15 protein-coding genes and 1 pseudogene are annotated in these 15653 nt (G+C 41.5%); 9 read left to right on the top strand and 7 right to left on the bottom strand.

Annotated elements, in window-relative coordinates:
• The first annotated feature begins 13 nt into the window (after positions 1-13).
• The 4 genes from AC3KVK_RS14665 to AC3KVK_RS14650 all read left to right on the top strand — a co-directional run bounded on the left by AC3KVK_RS14665 (position 14) and on the right by AC3KVK_RS14650 (position 6617).
• A complete protein-coding gene (locus tag AC3KVK_RS14665) occupies positions 14-3787 on the top strand; it encodes a YhdP family protein (RefSeq protein WP_490311726.1) in 3774 nt (1257 codons plus the stop codon).
• Entirely contained in the window at positions 3784-4611 is an 828-nt protein-coding gene (locus tag AC3KVK_RS14660) for a carbon-nitrogen hydrolase family protein (RefSeq protein WP_490311727.1), read from the top strand. Before AC3KVK_RS14665 ends, AC3KVK_RS14660 begins: the two co-directional genes overlap by 4 nt.
• The gene (gene tldD, locus AC3KVK_RS14655) at positions 4601-6043 is read left to right on the top strand and encodes a metalloprotease TldD (RefSeq protein WP_490311728.1); all 1443 of its coding nucleotides are present in this window, start codon (positions 4601-4603) and stop codon (positions 6041-6043) included. Before AC3KVK_RS14660 ends, tldD begins: the two co-directional genes overlap by 11 nt.
• Positions 6044-6188: 145 nt before the next feature.
• Positions 6189-6617, top strand: coding sequence for a hypothetical protein (locus tag AC3KVK_RS14650; RefSeq protein ID WP_490311729.1), 429 nt, complete (start codon positions 6189-6191; stop codon positions 6615-6617).
• A gap of 53 nt (positions 6618-6670) precedes the next feature.
• On the opposite strand, the pseudogene ahpF reads toward AC3KVK_RS14650, so the two are convergent.
• Together ahpF and ahpC are read right to left on the bottom strand one after the other, a co-directional pair.
• Positions 6671-8232: pseudogene (gene ahpF, locus AC3KVK_RS14645) on the bottom strand (alkyl hydroperoxide reductase subunit F).
• A gap of 56 nt (positions 8233-8288) precedes the next feature.
• Positions 8289-8858 (bottom strand): alkyl hydroperoxide reductase subunit C, encoded by a 570-nt coding sequence (gene ahpC / locus AC3KVK_RS14640; RefSeq protein WP_086744077.1) that lies wholly within the window; start codon positions 8856-8858, stop codon positions 8289-8291.
• Positions 8859-9136: 278 nt separating this feature from the next.
• On the opposite strand from ahpC, the gene AC3KVK_RS14635 reads away from it, so the two are divergent.
• On the top strand, positions 9137-9550 hold the full coding sequence (locus AC3KVK_RS14635) for a hypothetical protein (protein ID WP_490311730.1): 414 nt from the start codon (positions 9137-9139) through the stop codon (positions 9548-9550).
• Between the two features lie 141 nt (positions 9551-9691).
• Complete coding sequence (locus AC3KVK_RS14630) at positions 9692-10180, top strand: DUF3016 domain-containing protein (RefSeq protein WP_490311731.1); 489 nt, start codon at positions 9692-9694, stop codon at positions 10178-10180.
• A gap of 33 nt (positions 10181-10213) precedes the next feature.
• Here AC3KVK_RS14630 and AC3KVK_RS14625 read toward each other — a convergent pair whose 3' ends face one another.
• Both AC3KVK_RS14625 and AC3KVK_RS14620 read right to left on the bottom strand, forming a co-directional pair.
• A complete protein-coding gene (locus AC3KVK_RS14625; protein ID WP_490311732.1) occupies positions 10214-10531 on the bottom strand; it encodes a hypothetical protein in 318 nt (105 codons plus the stop codon).
• 90 nt (positions 10532-10621) lie between these two features.
• Positions 10622-10924 (bottom strand): prephenate dehydrogenase, encoded by a 303-nt coding sequence (locus AC3KVK_RS14620; RefSeq protein ID WP_490311733.1) that lies wholly within the window; start codon positions 10922-10924, stop codon positions 10622-10624.
• A 69-nt stretch (positions 10925-10993) separates the two neighbouring features.
• Between AC3KVK_RS14620 and AC3KVK_RS14615 the strand changes: the two genes are divergently transcribed.
• The gene (locus tag AC3KVK_RS14615) at positions 10994-11197 is read left to right on the top strand and encodes a hypothetical protein (protein ID WP_490311734.1); all 204 of its coding nucleotides are present in this window, start codon (positions 10994-10996) and stop codon (positions 11195-11197) included.
• Between the two features lie 4 nt (positions 11198-11201).
• Here the strand turns inward: AC3KVK_RS14615 and epmB are convergent, their stop codons facing one another.
• Positions 11202-12212: an EF-P beta-lysylation protein EpmB gene (gene epmB / locus AC3KVK_RS14610; RefSeq protein ID WP_490311735.1), complete on the bottom strand. Its 1011-nt coding sequence runs from the start codon at positions 12210-12212 to the stop codon at positions 11202-11204.
• 40 nt (positions 12213-12252) lie between these two features.
• Between epmB and efp the strand changes: the two genes are divergently transcribed.
• Positions 12253-12822, top strand: coding sequence for an elongation factor P (gene efp / locus AC3KVK_RS14605; protein WP_490311736.1), 570 nt, complete (start codon positions 12253-12255; stop codon positions 12820-12822).
• 60 nt (positions 12823-12882) lie between these two features.
• Positions 12883-13851 carry an elongation factor P--(R)-beta-lysine ligase gene (gene epmA, locus AC3KVK_RS14600; RefSeq protein WP_490311737.1) on the top strand — a complete coding sequence of 323 codons (969 nt, stop codon included), beginning with the start codon at positions 12883-12885 and terminating at the stop codon, positions 13849-13851.
• Positions 13852-13871: 20 nt separating this feature from the next.
• Here the strand turns inward: epmA and AC3KVK_RS14595 are convergent, their stop codons facing one another.
• Together AC3KVK_RS14595 and AC3KVK_RS14590 are read right to left on the bottom strand one after the other, a co-directional pair.
• Positions 13872-15077, bottom strand: a complete 1206-nt coding sequence (locus tag AC3KVK_RS14595) for a methyl-accepting chemotaxis protein (protein ID WP_490311864.1) — start codon at positions 15075-15077, stop codon at positions 13872-13874.
• A gap of 51 nt (positions 15078-15128) precedes the next feature.
• Entirely contained in the window at positions 15129-15644 is a 516-nt protein-coding gene (locus AC3KVK_RS14590; RefSeq protein WP_490311738.1) for a hypothetical protein, read from the bottom strand.
• Positions 15645-15653 lie beyond the last annotated feature (9 nt).

Below are 15653 nucleotides of genomic sequence, written 5' to 3'. Positions count from 1 at the left end.
GTGTTTTTTTTGTTTGAGAAAAATTTGGCAAGTGACAGCAATCACTTTGGTGTTGCTGGCTGTACTGCTGTCCATTTTGAAATACAGTTTACCTTATGCTAACCAATATAAATCAGACTTTGAGGCGTTAATTGCTCAGCAGTTTGGAGTCGAATTGTATATTGGCCGTATTACTGCTGCATGGCAAAATACAGGACCAGCACTGGTATTGGAAAATATTTCTTTCCAACCCAACGACATTGCCCCAGTTGATTTGTTGATCGCTGAAACTCGATTACATATTAATCTTTGGCAGTCTTTGCTCGATCGTCAAGTCCGTTCAAGTTACTTTGTTTTAAACGGGGTGACAGCTTCTGTTAATACTGCTGAGTTACTTAAACAGCAGTCTGAGAAGACAGATGTGAGTGGCTCTTCTGAGCTCGATTTAATTGAAGGACTATTTCTCGGTAATATTGGGCACTTTGCTTTAGAAAATAGTTTATTAGAAATCTATTTACAAAATGGCCAGAGACGGTCCATCGCGATAGAAAAAGTAAGTTGGCAAAATAAAGATCAAAAACACCAAGGGCAAGGTCGAATTAGTCTGCCTGGTATCGCTGAAAACTCCTTAGATGTGATTTTCGATTTATATGGCGAGCAATTTTCCACTGCTTTTGGTGAGCTATATATTGCCGGAAAAGCGTTGAGCCTTGCGCCTTTGTTAACTGAAATTACACCAGAGCATATAACTAAACTCAAATCAGATGTTAATTTTGAATTATGGGCGCGAATTGATGAGCAAATGGTTAAGTCATTACAACTTGAATGGCAACCAAGCAGCCTTGCTTGGCAATACCAAAAGCAAGAACAGCGTTTAGCAATTGAATCAGGAAGCCTTCGTTGGCAACCTAAATCAGGTGGGTGGCAGCTCGATAGCTCACATTTAAAGCTCAGCACGAATCAAAAAGCGTGGCCAGATTTAGGGGGGCACCTAGCGAAATCTCCACAAGGTTTTCAAGCACAAGTCAGTCATTTAAATTTGGCTTTACTCCGTCAAGTAGCGCAATTTGAGCCGAGCAATAGTTTACAAGCAATCATAGCCCGTCAACCAAGCGGTATGCTTGAGCAAACGTATTTGCGATTTAAAAATGAATCGGATTGGCTGGCGCACCTAACGGGAGCCGAGCTCGGTTGGAATAATGTGGATGATATTCCGGGCATGCAAGGCTTATCACTTCAACTAACCCTTAGCCCAAACCGAGGTCGAGTCGAAATAAGTGGCGAAGACAATTATTTATTAACGGGTAATATCTTTAGCCAAGCGATTGCTTATCAGCAACTGAATCTAGATTTTGATCTACATAAGCAAATAACCGGGTGGCATGTTAAAAGTGACAATATTTGGTTACATAATGCAGATTTATCATTAGGAGCTGAGCTCGCTTTATATTTGGGCCAAGAAAAAGAAATTGATTTATATCTTGAATTGATGGGCCCGAAAGCGACATTCGCGCGGCAGTATTATCCGCGAGGTTACATGCCTCAAGGCACAATTGACTACTTAAATGGCGCCATAAAAGGTGGACAAGTCGAAAAAGCGCGATTGTTATGGCAAGGCCTGCTCACGGACTTCCCTTATACAGACAATAACGGCAAGTTTGAGGTACGTGCTAAAGTGATTGACGGAGCGTTTAAGTTCCAGCCAAATTGGCCCACCATAACTGATTTAGTCGCTGAGTTGGTGTTTACTGGCGAGCGAATGGATATTTATAGTCAGCAAGGGCAACTGGTCAATTTAGCGCTCGGCCAATCAGTCACTGTTAGTCTTGCTGATTTGGCCAATGCATCGTTATTAACGGTGGATATTAATACACAGACACAAGCACAAAAATTGGCTCCTTTCTTTGATGAAACTCCATTAGCAAACCCGTTAAGTTCAGTGTTAAACATTGTCCAAGGAGAGGGGGTCGTTAAAGGTAATGTGCATTTAGCAATAGGTTTAAACAATCCGCAAGTCATCGCAAGCGGGACTGTTGACCTCAATGCGGCAGATATATATATCAGCCAACCTGGATTACCTTTAACCCAAGTGAAGGGTAATCTTAGATTTGAAAATGATCAGATTACATTACTTGATGCCACTGCGAATTGGCTGGGTTTACCTGTAGCGTTTTCTGTCAATGGAGAGCAAAAGGGTAAGGAGTATCAATTAAATGTAGGGTTGCAAGCAAATTGGCCTGTTGAGCAGTTTATTAGTAAAGGCAGTGGTTTACTTTCGGGTTATTTGACAGATCAGTTACCTTTGTCAGCTAACTTAGATCTAACTTTTCCAGAGTCAGGGTTTAATTATCAAGCGACGATACATTCAAACCTTGAGGGATTAACCAGTTTATTGCCCCCGCCGTATGCAAAATCATCGGATCAACAGTGGCAATTAAATGGCACTATTATTGGTGATGAAATTTCAAATCTCATTCGAATAGGTCTCGATGACAAACTATTTTTCAACGGCTTTTTAGCTAATGATACAGGTAAAATTACTCGAGCCCATTTAGTGGTCGCGCAAGATGATTTAGGAATTAATCAACAAGATTTTGATGTCACTGTTGCATTACCTCATGCAAATTTGAACCAGTGGATCCCGTTTATTGATCACTTAATAGAAATGAGTCAAGGCTCAGAGCAAGGCTCGTTTATGCCAAGCTTAGGTAAAATTCAAGGTAATGTTGGAGTTGTCGATTTATCTGGGATTGTTTTTAACGAGTTGGATTTTAAGTTAGATAATTTTGACCAATCGACACAGTTAAAGCTGATGGCAAAAGAGCTGCGTGCTGAGGTGAGCATGCCAAAAGTACTCGCCCAGCGCCCAATTTATGTAGAAGCAGATTATTTGAGGATTAATTTACCAAGCACTGAGACGCCACAACCACTAGATACCAATACAGACTGGTTAAAATCACTGCCCTCGATTCGTTTTAATTGCGCGGATTGCAAAGTGGATAACTATCAACTCGATCAAGTGATTTTAAATTTAGATCCTGGTGAAGATGGTATTTTAATTAGTGATTTGATTATTGATAAAACAGAGCATTCCTTGAATGCAAAAGGCGAGTGGCGTGCCGGTAAAACCTCGATATCAGGGCAATTTTCGAGTAATGATATTGGTGAGCTGTTTGATGAATTTGACTTAACATCATCTATTAAAGATTCTCGTGCACAAGCATCGCTGAATCTAAGCTGGCTAGGAACGCCTTATGAATTTAATACCGCAAGTTTGTCTGGCGATTTAAAGCTTGATTTAGGTGAAGGGCATTTAAGTGAAGTCAGCGATGGCGGAGCGCGGGTGTTTTCATTGTTAAGCCTCGATTCTTTGGTGCGTAAGCTGAAGCTAGATTTTAGAGATGTGTTTGCTAAAGGGTTTTTCTATAACAGCTTAAAAGGAAGCTTGCAGATAGAGAAGGGCATAGCCCGAACTTCAGATACTAAGATTGATGGTGTCCCTGCAGATATAAGCATACAAGGCTATGCAGACCTTAACACTAAAAAGATTGATTATGATCTGGCTGTAGCCCCAGAAGTGACATCAAGTATTCCGGTTATTGTTGCTTGGATGGTGAACCCAGTCACTGGGCTGGCGGCGTTGGCCATTGATAAAGTCATTCATTCTGCGCGAGTTATTTCTGAGATTAACTTTAAAATTAACGGCACGATGGACGATCCAATCGTCACCGAGCTTGGAAGAAAAAGCCGTGAAGTGGCGTTGCCACAGGCTGCAAACGAGCCAACAATGATAGAGAATCAGCCATGATTATCGCATGTCTGCAAATGACATCGGGCCCGGATGTGTTACAAAATATCGACGAGCTAAAACAGCAATGTTTAACCTTGCCGACTGAGCGACCTTTGCTGCTTTGTTTACCCGAGGGTTTTGCCTGCTTTGCTGGAGCTGCTGATGCAAACCTGCAGTTAGCCAACAGTGGGCAAGCTGAGCAATTGATTGAACAGTTAGCGGCACTCTGCGCACAACACAATATTTGGTTGTCAGCAGGAACACTCCCTCTATCCGCTTCTAATACGCAGCATTGGGCGGCTTCTTTGTTATTTAATTCGCAGGGTGAAATCGTTGGTCGTTATCACAAAATGCATCTGTTTGATGTTGAAGTGGCTGATGGCACAGGTCAGTATCTTGAATCGCGCTATACCGCGGCAGGAAAGGATGTGGTGGTCGTTGATTCTCCTTTTGGCCAGATCGGGCTTTCTGTTTGTTATGATGTTCGTTTTCCTGCGCTATATAATAAAATGCGCGTACAAGGAGCTGAAATTTTGTTGGTGCCAAGTGCATTTACATGCCCGACAGGTGAAGCTCACTGGCATACACTCTTGCGTGCTAGAGCGATTGAGACTCAATGTTACGTTGTGGCTGCTGCGCAAGTTGGCGATCACGGCCATGGCCGTCATACTTATGGTCACAGTGTTATTGTTTCACCTTGGGGCGACATCGTGGCAGAAAATAAAACACAACGTGGTTTAATTTACCATACCCTAGATAGGACAATGCTAGAGCAAGTTCGAGCAAAAATGCCTATAATTTCACACACTAAGTTCACATGTGAGTTAAAAAATGAATTCTGAAGTCGAAAATAACCTGTTAAAAAATAGTTCGCTATGCCGTGAAGACTTAGAAAAAACCTTAGCGTTTATTCATCAGCATCAGGTTGACTATGCAGATTTATATTTTCAATCGAGTTATCACGAATCATGGATGTTAGAAGATGGCTTAGTTAAAGAGGGCTCCTACAATATTGAGCGCGGCGTAGGGGTGCGCGCGGTGAGTGGTGAGAAAACCGGGTTTTCGTATTCTGATGCGATCAATTTAGAGGCACTTAATCAAGCCGCAGCAGCGGCAAGAAGTATTGCAAAAGCAGGGCAAAATAAAACCGTACAAGTTTTTTCTCAAATCGAAAGCCCATTACAATTTGCTGCTGCAAAACCTATTTCAAGCATGTCGGATGACAAAAAAGTCGAATTACTCCGAGAAATTGAGCAATATATTCGTCAGCTGGCCCCAGAAGCAAGTCAAGTGGTGACGTCTTTATCTGCCGTTTATGAAGAAGTACTGGTTGCAGCCAGTGATGGTACGTTTGCTACTGATCAGCGCCCTTTAATTCGCTTAAATTGTTCGGTGTTATTAGAAAAAAATGGACGCCGTGAGCGAGGAGGAGCTGGTGGTGGTGCACGATTAGATTACGGATATTTTTATGAATTAGACGCAGGTAAGCCGCGCTGGATGGGATACGCAGAAGATGCTATTCACCAAGCTCGAGTTAATTTGGATGCGATTGATGCGCCAGCAGGTGCAATGCCAGTTGTGTTGGGTGGCGGTTGGCCGGGAGTGCTGTTACATGAAGCTGTTGGTCACGGTTTAGAAGGTGACTTTAATCGAAAAGAAGCGTCTGCATTTAGTGGTCGAGTGGGAAAAAAAGTTGCTTCGCAATTATGTACTGTGGTTGATGATGGCACACTCGCAAATCGTCGCGGCTCTCTTAATATCGACGATGAAGGGACGCCAGCAGCTTATAATGTATTGATTGAAAATGGTATCCTCAAAGGTTACATGCAAGATAAACTCAACGCCCGACTGATGGGAGTGGCTCCAACAGGAAATGGCCGTCGCGAGTCGTATGCGCATTTACCTATGCCTCGCATGACTAATACGTACATGCTTGCTGGGCAAAGTAGTCAAGAAGAGATAATTTCAAGTGTTAAAAAAGGCATTTTCGCTGCTAACTTTGGTGGTGGGCAGGTGGATATTACTTCAGGGAAATTTGTCTTTTCGGCTTCCGAAGCTTATTTAATCGAAAATGGTCGAGTTACACAGCCAATTAAAGGGGCAACCTTGATTGGGAATGGCCCAGAAGTCATGCAGAAGATCTCCATGGTGGGGAATGATCTTTCGCTAGATAAGGGCGTGGGGGTCTGTGGTAAAGATGGGCAAAGTGTCCCTGTTGGTGTCGGACAGCCCAGCTTACGCATTGATGAATTAACAGTGGGTGGAACGGCTTAATTGCACGTTTAACTCAGACCCTAGATCTTAATGAGAAACGGCCGTAAATATCGGTCGTTTTTTTGTGGGATTTATTTTGTAACCAATATAGTACAAGGGTTATCTCTTTTGTTACCATATGATTTTTAAATAAAAGAGAGTCAAAATGTGGTATCGATGGGGATGGACGGGTATTAGTTTCTTGAGTTTATCTGCGTGCGTAGCCCCAAGTGTGCCAAAGTCAAAAGGTCAGGTATTACCAACCCAACAGCCTTCTAAGCAGTCTATTTCTAAGCCGAAAAAGAGCATAAAGGTGGTGTTTAAGCCATCTAATTTAGTTGTGTTGCCTGATACGTATGCCGCACAGCAGCTTGGTGCGATAAAAATGGGGTTTATCGCGACTGAGGCGTGTTTAAGTTCGGCACAACGTGTGCATAATGTCCAAAATAAGTTGATTAAAGAGCTCAAGATACAAGCGTACAATCTTGGTGCAAATGCGTTGGTACTCGAGCACTGTAGCCAACTGCGCAAGAGTGGCTGCCAGCGGCAATTGAGCTGTGAAGGCGTGGCCTATAGTGCGAGTGTAGTGCTGTAAAAAAAGCCGCTATTGCGGCTTTGGAGACTCAGCTTGATTGGGTGTATTAAACATCAAGCTGCGAATTCAGTTGTATTTCCATCGTGCCTAATAAGATAGTCAAAGGCACCTAAGCTGGCTGTTGCACCGCTGCCAATCGCAATAATAATTTGCTTGTATGGTGTATCGGTGACATCTCCAGCTGCAAAAACTCCAGGCATAGAAGTTGCGCCATGGTTGTCGGTTATTATTTCCCCTTGTGGAGAAAGTGTCAGAGTGCCTTTTAGCCAGTCTGTATTAGGCAATAAACCAATTTGTACAAAAATACCAGAAAGCTCAAGATGGTGTGTTTGTTGCGTTGCGCGATCAAGATACGCTAAGCCAGTGACTTTATTACCATCACCTAAGACCTCAGTCGTTTGTGCTTGAGTAATAATGGTGATGTTACCTAGACTCCGTGCTTTTTTTATCAATACGGCATCGGCACGCAGTTGAGCGGCAAATTCAAGAACAGTGACATGATCAGTGATATTGGCTAAATCAATCGCAGCTTCAATGCCTGAGTTACCACCACCTATAACGGCGACACGTTTTCCTTTGAATAAAGGGCCGTCACAATGAGGGCAATATGCAACGCCGTGTCCTCGGTATTCTTTTTCACCGGGCACATTCATTTCACGCCACCGCGCACCTGTTGCTACAACAACTGATTTAGCCGTTAGCTGCGCGCCACTTTCTAGATCAAGAGTCAAACCGTTTTCAGCTCGCAGCGCTTGGGCTTTTTGGTGTGTAATTAAATCAACATCATAATCGCGAACATGTTCTTCAAGTTGAGCAACTAATTGAGGGCCTTGAGTTGCTTTTACGGACAAAAAGTTTTCAATACCTAATGTTTCAGTCACTTGACCACCAAACTTTTCTGCTACTAGGGCTGTTTTGAGACCTTTACGCGCAGAATATACCGCTGCCGCTGCACCTGCTGGGCCGGCGCCTACAATAAGCACATCGTATTGCGATTTCTGATTAAGTTTCTCAACGGTTTTTTCTGCACTGGATGAATCGACTTTAACTAAAATATCAGTCATAGAAATGGCTCCTTGGCTAAAAGGTTGACCATTTAAGTACACTGCAGGCACAGATAATATGTTGCGTTGCTGTACTTCATCCTGAAAAAGAGCGCCATCAATCATGGTGGCTTTAATTTTTGGGTTGATTGCTGCCATGCTGTTTAACGCTTGGACTACACCTGGGCATGTTTGGCAACTGAGAGAAATATATACCTCAAAGTTCAATTCCTCTTTAAGAGATTGAATTTGAGCGATCTGATCGGCCTCTAATTTGCTGATATGGCCACCACTGTGCAAAATGGCCAAAATTAAACTGGTAAACTCGTGGCCCATAGGGACACCCGCAAAATTAATTTCACTGTGTTGCCCTAAAACCGAGAGCATCGGCGCGCGTCGATCAGAGTGCTGTGTTGTTGAAATTGAAATGAATTGAGCTCACTGAGCTCCGTTGCTAATTGTTGTAGTTCAATGGATTTTTTACTCTCATCAAGATTAATCACCAATTGAACAGGGTGTGAAATAGCCGAAAAATGAGTTTGAAGTTGTGATTTTATCTTAGTGTCTAACATGATGACCTCCTTGAGAGAAAAAGCGCAGCCAAGCCAACTTGGCTGCATATGTTAAGTTAGATTTTGCCAACTAGATCTAATGATGGAGCGAGAGTTTCTTCGCCTGGCTGCCATGATGCTGGGCAAACTTCGCCGTCATGGCCGGCAACATACTGTGCTGCTTGAATTTTACGAAGTAACTCAGTAGCAGAGCGGCCAATGCCTAAGTCGTGAGTTTCGATGATTTTTATTTCACCTTCTGGATTAAGTACAAAAGTACCGCGAAGTGCTAAACCGTCTTCTTCAATCATTACGCCGAAGTTGCGTGTGATGCGTCCTGTTGGGTCGCCAATCATCGGGAACTGCACTTTTCCGATTGTGTCTGACGAGTCATGCCATGCTTTGTGTGCAAAGTGGGTGTCGGTTGAAACCGAGTAAACCTCAACACCAAGCTCTTGCAGTTTTGCGTAGTTGTCAGCTAAGTCACCTAACTCAGTAGGGCAAACGAAAGTGAAATCAGCTGGGTAGAAAAACACGACTGACCATTTTCCTAATAAATCTTGCTCAGTAAGGGCTTTAAAATCACCATTGTGATAAGCCATAGCGTTAAATGGTAGAAGCTTTGTATTGATTAAAGTTGTATTCATTGTTTTATCCTTTTCAAGGTTTATTAAATTGTGAAGCAGTTGTGCTGCTGTGATGAAAAGAATATGAGATTTAGTTTGCTTGGTAAAATTGATTGATTGAATCGTTGTGTTCTAAAAAATTGATGGTTTATAGCGAGAGTGGCTAAATAATGGCTTCTTTCTGGTCAGCTTGCTTAAAAATACTATACTTACAAAACCAACCTGTTCAAAAAATACTCTTGGCATACTTCTTGTTTAATAAAATGAGAGTGACAATAAATTGGCCAAGTGGAGGCAATATGCAAATTAACAGTGAATTAATGACTGGCGTAACTGCAAGTCAAGAGACAAACCAAGAAATACTCACCATGCTAGGTATGCAAGAGCATCAGGGTGATATTCAATATCATGTATATCATACGATTGCGGATGACAAAGAAGTGTATTGTTGTTTATCTGGTGGGGTGGTTGAAAATAATGAGATTATGTTTACACCCATCGGTTTAGGCGCGTTTGAAGCGTTAACACGCATCAAACCTGAGCAAGAGCAATATTTTGCAGAAGAACTTAAAATCGAGAATGGCCCTATTAAGGACCAAATAGAAGAGATCTTAGCGAAAGTCCCAGAGCAATCAAAAGTTTGCTTTATTGGTGATATGACAGGTGATTTAAAAGAGTCGATTGCAGAGCTGTTTCCTTTAGCGCTGAACTAATGTACCTTAAAAGCCTGCACTGAAAACGGATCGTTGATCCGTTTTTTTATGCTTAGAATTGACGGATGCTTATTTATTCAGAAGCTGTTAAGTTAATTGAGTTTATAGTATTGATAAGATTTAAAGTGATTGGAGATAAACATGACAGGTTTAAAAAAATTATTCTGTGTGATTGCGATGTCTAGCCCATTTTTTGTTAATGCCGGTGAGGCGTCGGTCTCTTGGGGAGATTTAAAAGATTTCCGAGATGTTAGACCGAGTAATGAAGTACGTGGTTCTTATCACAAGCGTATTCAAAGCCAGTTTGAGAAGCACTTTATGAAATTATCTGAGCAACTACCTGAAGGATATAAGTTGGGGGTTAAAGTAACAGATATCGACCTAGCTGGTGATGTGAACTTTTCTGGCAGTCGCGAGCTACGTATAGTGAAGCCCATCTTTTTTCCTCGAGTTGATTTTAATTATGTGCTGACTGATAGTGCTGGAAAATTGGTTGATAAAGCTGATGTATCACTTAAAGATATGAGCTTTATGGATAAAACTAAACGTGGTAGAGACGAAGAGTTTTATTATGAGAAGCGTTTGATAACCGAGTGGTTTGATGCGGAACTTTTACCTAAAGCTCAATAACAGCTTTTTAGCTCTACAACGAAATAGCGGCACTTATAACAGTGCCGCTATTTCGTTGTAGAGCTTAGTTGCTTGATCTGTATTGAGCTGTCCTTGAGTACTCGATTGCCCAATGGTTGAGCTGACCCTAACAACTTCATTACCTGGTTCTGAATTGTTGTCATTGGTTGAAGAGGGTATTTCTTGGGGGAGGCGTTGTAAATCACTCGCTTGTTCAGAAATGGAGACTGTATCAGTAGTTAATGATTTGGAGTCCTTGAGCGAAGTGGTAACTTCATTCTTAACGAGTGACAAACGCTCAGAAGTGACGCTTTGTGCAGTGTTGCTATTAGGAGAAATAGAGGTGTTCATTTGAGCCTCCTACACGAATTAAGACTCTCGTATAAGTGAAGCTAAGTATAGGCAGTAAATGTCATTACTGCCATGAAAGTTCAAAAATAATCATAGACCCGTTTTAAAATCACTCAGCAGACGGTGTAATTGTTGTAATTTCAATACCGCAGTTTTTAACTGTTCCTGATCGAGCATTTCTTGCTGGCTCAATGCTTCGACATCAGTGGCAACATCAAGTACGTAGGGCTTAAAGCGTTTGGCTTCGACGGTAAACGCTGAATCTTTTGCAAATAAAGCTGCAAACTTCCCTTTACCTTGTTTTGCAAGCTCATCTAATTGTAGGTCTGCGTCTAACGCTTGACGATAAACAATCTTTAAATTGTTATTTAACTGCTCAATGATGGAATCCATTATTAACCCTAAAGTTTGTTTGAAATCGGTCGCTATAATAAAGGTTAAGAACTAAAAAGTCAGTGTGATATGAATATTAATTCAAATTCTTTGGTACCGATGAATAACTCTGAAGGAGCGGCAGTTTATACCGCAGCTTTGAGTAAATCTCACCAGAAACTTGAAGGTCAAGCGGCTCTGGCTTTGCTTCAAGCGTCAGCTCAGACAATGGCTAATATGCCAAGTAGTCCACCTTCAGCAACGCTCGGTGCAAATGTTGATGTATGGGTTTAGTGTATTAAAGTCCTAGATCTATCGGTGTTTTACTTTTTTCCCCCCCTATTTCTCTCACTAATTTTGGGATCAAAAAACCAGGTAGTTGAGTTAATAAATCTCTCATTAATTGTTTTGCTTGTTCGTCAGTTATTTCAAAATGGCTGGCGCCTTCAACCTTATCTAGTAAATGTAAGTAGTAAGGTAGTACCCCCGCACTAAATAACGCTTCACTTAGCTCGACTTGCGAGTTAACGGTACTGTTTATATCTTTGAGCAAAACAGCTTGATTGAGCAAAGTCACATCTGCGTGTTTCAACTTTGCGAGCTTGTGTTTTAGAGTTGTATCAATTTCGTTGGCATGATTGATATGCGTGACTAATACGGTCTTTAAGCGTGTTGATTTGAGTAGTTGGCAAAGCTGTTCTGTGACGCGATTAGGTATGACAACAGGAAGTCGTGTGTGAATTCGTAATCGTGTCACTGAGCTGATTTTTTCTAATTCACTGATAAACCAACCCAGTTGCTCATCATTAGCCATCAATGGATCGCCACCGCTTAATATCACTTCATTAATTTGCGGGTGAGCAGCGATGTAATTAAGGGGTTCTTGCATCGCGCGTTTGTTCAAATGGTTATCCTGATACGGAAAGTGACGTCTAAAACAATAACGGCAATTGACCGCACAACCAGTCCTAAAAATAATCAGTACCCGCGAAGCATATTTATGGAGTAAGCCTGGCACTTCATTTTGTTGTTCTTTGAGTGGATCGGCGCTATACCCCTCTTTTTTAAGAAACTCTTGGCGTAATGGTAGTACTTGCTGCAATAAGGGGTCGTTAAAATTTCCCTTTTCCATTTTGGCAATAAAGGGAAGGGGGACTCGCATAGCAAATAAAGAACGTGCCTCAGCATCTTCTAAGTACATATTACTGTCAATATCGAGCATTTCTAATAGCTTTTTAGGCTCAGAAACAGCTAAACTTAATTCTTTTTGCCAGTCAGTATGCAAATTTGCTTCAATTGTTTGTATCATAGGCCGGTATATTACTCGAATTTTATTGATAGAGGACACGATGGCGAATTATAGCACTAACGAATTCAAGGCTGGTCTAAAAATAATGATGGATGGTGAGCCATGCAACATTTTAGAAAATGAAATGGTTAAACCTGGTAAAGGTCAGGCGTTTAACCGAGTGCGGATCCGTAAATTGATCTCTGGTAAAGTGTTAGAAAAAACGTTTAAGTCGGGTGATTCTGTCGAAGGCGCTGATGTCATGGATACCGATTTAGGTTACCTATACACAGATGGTGAATTCTGGCATTTCATGAACAATGAGACATTCGAGCAAATTGCAGCTGACGAAAAAGCTGTAGGTGATAATGTTAAATGGTTAGTCGAAAATGACGTTTGTACAATTACGTTGTGGAATGGCAGTCCAATCGCAGTGTCTCCACCTAACTTTGTAGAATTAGAAATCACAGAAACTGATCCAGGCCTTAAAGGTGATACCGCAGGTACAGGTGGTAAACCGGCTACTTTAAGCACAGGTGCAGTGGTACGTGTACCATTATTCGTGCAGATTGGCGAAGTGATTAAAGTTGATACTCGCAGTGGTGAATATGTGAGTCGCGTAGGTAAATAAACCTCATTATTTGATATAACAAGTCCCAGCTTTGGCTGGGATTTTTTATGGAAGCAGTTTATGCAGCAATGGCAACCAAGTAGTTCAAATCAGCATTTACGACAGCGTGCAGCGATTATCCGTCAAATTAGAGAGTTCTTTTATCAGCGTAATGTATTAGAGGTCGATACTCCGCTCCTTTCTCAGGGGAGTGTTACAGATGTGCACCTGAGTAGTTTCTCTACAGAATTTGTAGGGCCTGGATTTGCCCAAGGTCTGACTCTGTATTTACAAACGTCGCCAGAATTTGCTATGAAGCGGTTATTAGCCGCAGACCTTGGCGCGATCTACCAACTGTGCAAAGCCTTTCGCAACGAAGAAGCGGGTCGCCACCATAACCCTGAATTTACGATGCTTGAATGGTATCGGCCTGGGTTTGATCACTTTGATTTGATGGATGAAATTTCAGAGTTGCTAACCGTGGTATTAGGCACAAAAAAGGTCGAGCGCCTCACTTACAAGCAAGCGTTTGAGCACGTTTTAAATATTGACCCTCTTAGTGCGGATTTGGCTCAATTACAGCAGATATGCCGAGCACAAGGTTTTGCTGAAATCGCTGAAAATGAAACAGATCGCGATATCTTGTTGCAGCTGTTATTCTCCATGTGTGTCGAAACACAAATAGGGCAAACAGTCCCGTGTTTTGTTTATCATTTTCCAGCTTCACAAGCGGCATTAGCAAAGCTATGCCCAGAAGATAATCAAGTTGCTGAGCGATTTGAGCTTTATTATAAAAATATGGAATTGGCCAATGGGTTTCATGAATTAACTGATGCCGCCGAGCAACTAAAGCGTTTTAAGGCCGATAACACAAAACGCCGTGCTGCTGGAATTCATGAAGTGCCGATTGATCACAACTTAATCGCAGCCCTTGAAAGCGGTGTAGCACCTTGCGCAGGTGTGGCCATTGGGGTCGATCGGTTAATAATGCTCGCATTAGAATGTACAGATATCAAAGAAGTATTGAGCTTTGATGTGACTCGCGCCTAGTACTCAAGAGCAGCAACAATTTAGATAAACTGTTGCAGCTCTTGTTGTGTTTCACTTGTCTTTTTCATCAGGAGTTGGTTATCTGCCACTGTAGCCGCGATTTGTTGGTTGGCCTCTTGACGTAATGAGACTATTTGCTCAACATGTTGGTGAGTTTGATGTTGAGTTTGTTCTAGTAAATGAACCGCATCGACAATGTTTTGCAATTGTAGTTGGCTATTTTCAAACTCAATGACCATCTCATCAAAGACAGCTGAAGTATCAGCGATGGCTTGCTCGGCCCCACTTGATTGCGCAATTAACTTTTCTGACTCTTGATTTGTTTCACTTACTAGATGATTCATTTGATTGATAAATTCACTAATTTGACGAGTTGCGTCGTTTACTTTCACTGATAATGTACGGACTTCATCCGCGACGACAGCAAATCCTCGACCAGCTTCACCAGCACGAGCGGCTTCAATGGCGGCATTTAATGCTAATAGGTTGGTTTGGTCTGAAAATTCTTCAACCATTTTCAAAATACTGCGAATATTTTCTGAGTTTTGTTTTAAACCCGCAATGGTTTGAGAAAAGCTGTTTAACAATAGGGTAATTTGACTTACTTGGCTGACAATACTTTGCAATGAATGCGCAGAAGTATGAATACGGGCTAGATTGGCTTTGTTCGTACCGAAGACTTGATCTGTATTGCCTGCAATTTGTTCGAGGCTTTGAGTGACATCAGCGGAGGTTGCAAAAATCGCTTCGCTCACTTGTGTTTGTTGTTCGCCAAGTTGCGCAGTAATAGCCATGGATTCATTAACACTTAAATTACTTTTTGTGGCCGACTCGGCTGTTTTATAAGTATTTTTTAAAATGCCCGATAACCGTGAAACAAACGTATTGTATTGCTCACTCAGCTCTCTAAATTCATCAAAAGTAAATTGAGGTAAATGGCTGGCAAGGTCGGCTTGTTGGTTATTTATGTTCTGTAGAGCGTCTCGCATGGCTTTAATTGGGCGAACAATTAAGAATCGTAAGTAAAAAAGAGTGAAAAAGAAGACACCACCTACAAGTGCGCAGAGTAGCCAAAAAAGTACCATAGATTCATTTTGTTGACGTAAAGAATCGTACAGCCAGGCTAGAGTAATGAGTTGGAAAAAATAAACAAAACTCAGATTACCAAAGATTTTTCGTGAAAGGGTGAAAAAAAAAGTTTGTTCTATCTTTTGATACAAATTCATAAATCCCGTTGCCATTTCATTACCTATTTTTACTAAAACAGAGATGTGTATTTAAAATAGTTCAATCTCATCGTCTTGTTCATCAACAGACGCTTGATGCAGGCTTAATGCTTCATCAATGCCTTTTCCTGACATAATGGCTTGATGGATCACATGTTCAGATGCCATCGAGTAGCTGGCTAGAATATGAGTGCGTAATTCTAGCCATTTATTATCATCGGCTAAAGTACCATTATCTTGAATTAATTTACCGAGTAAATCCAAATTATCAATGACATGGTTCAATTGCTGAGAAAGGCGGTCATAAAACTGGAAGGCAATGATACTTTGCGTTACTTGTGTGCTCATTATTTTATGTAGAGCTTCAATTTCTTCATCACTAGAGAGATCTAAACGTTTAACAATTGATTCTAATTGTGGGCACAAATTGACTAAATTTTGAAAGCTATCTGTCAATTGAGAAACATCGGTATCACTTTGTTGTAAACTGAGTTTCATTTGTGCTCGGCAAAGCTGAAGAAGGCGGTGTGTTTCTAAACGAAAGCAGAAATCATCAAGCTCATTCATTTAAACTCC

This window comes from Pseudoalteromonas sp. J2K-J979 (genome assembly GCF_058169715.2).
This window is presented reverse-complemented; position numbering and strand designations above follow the sequence as displayed.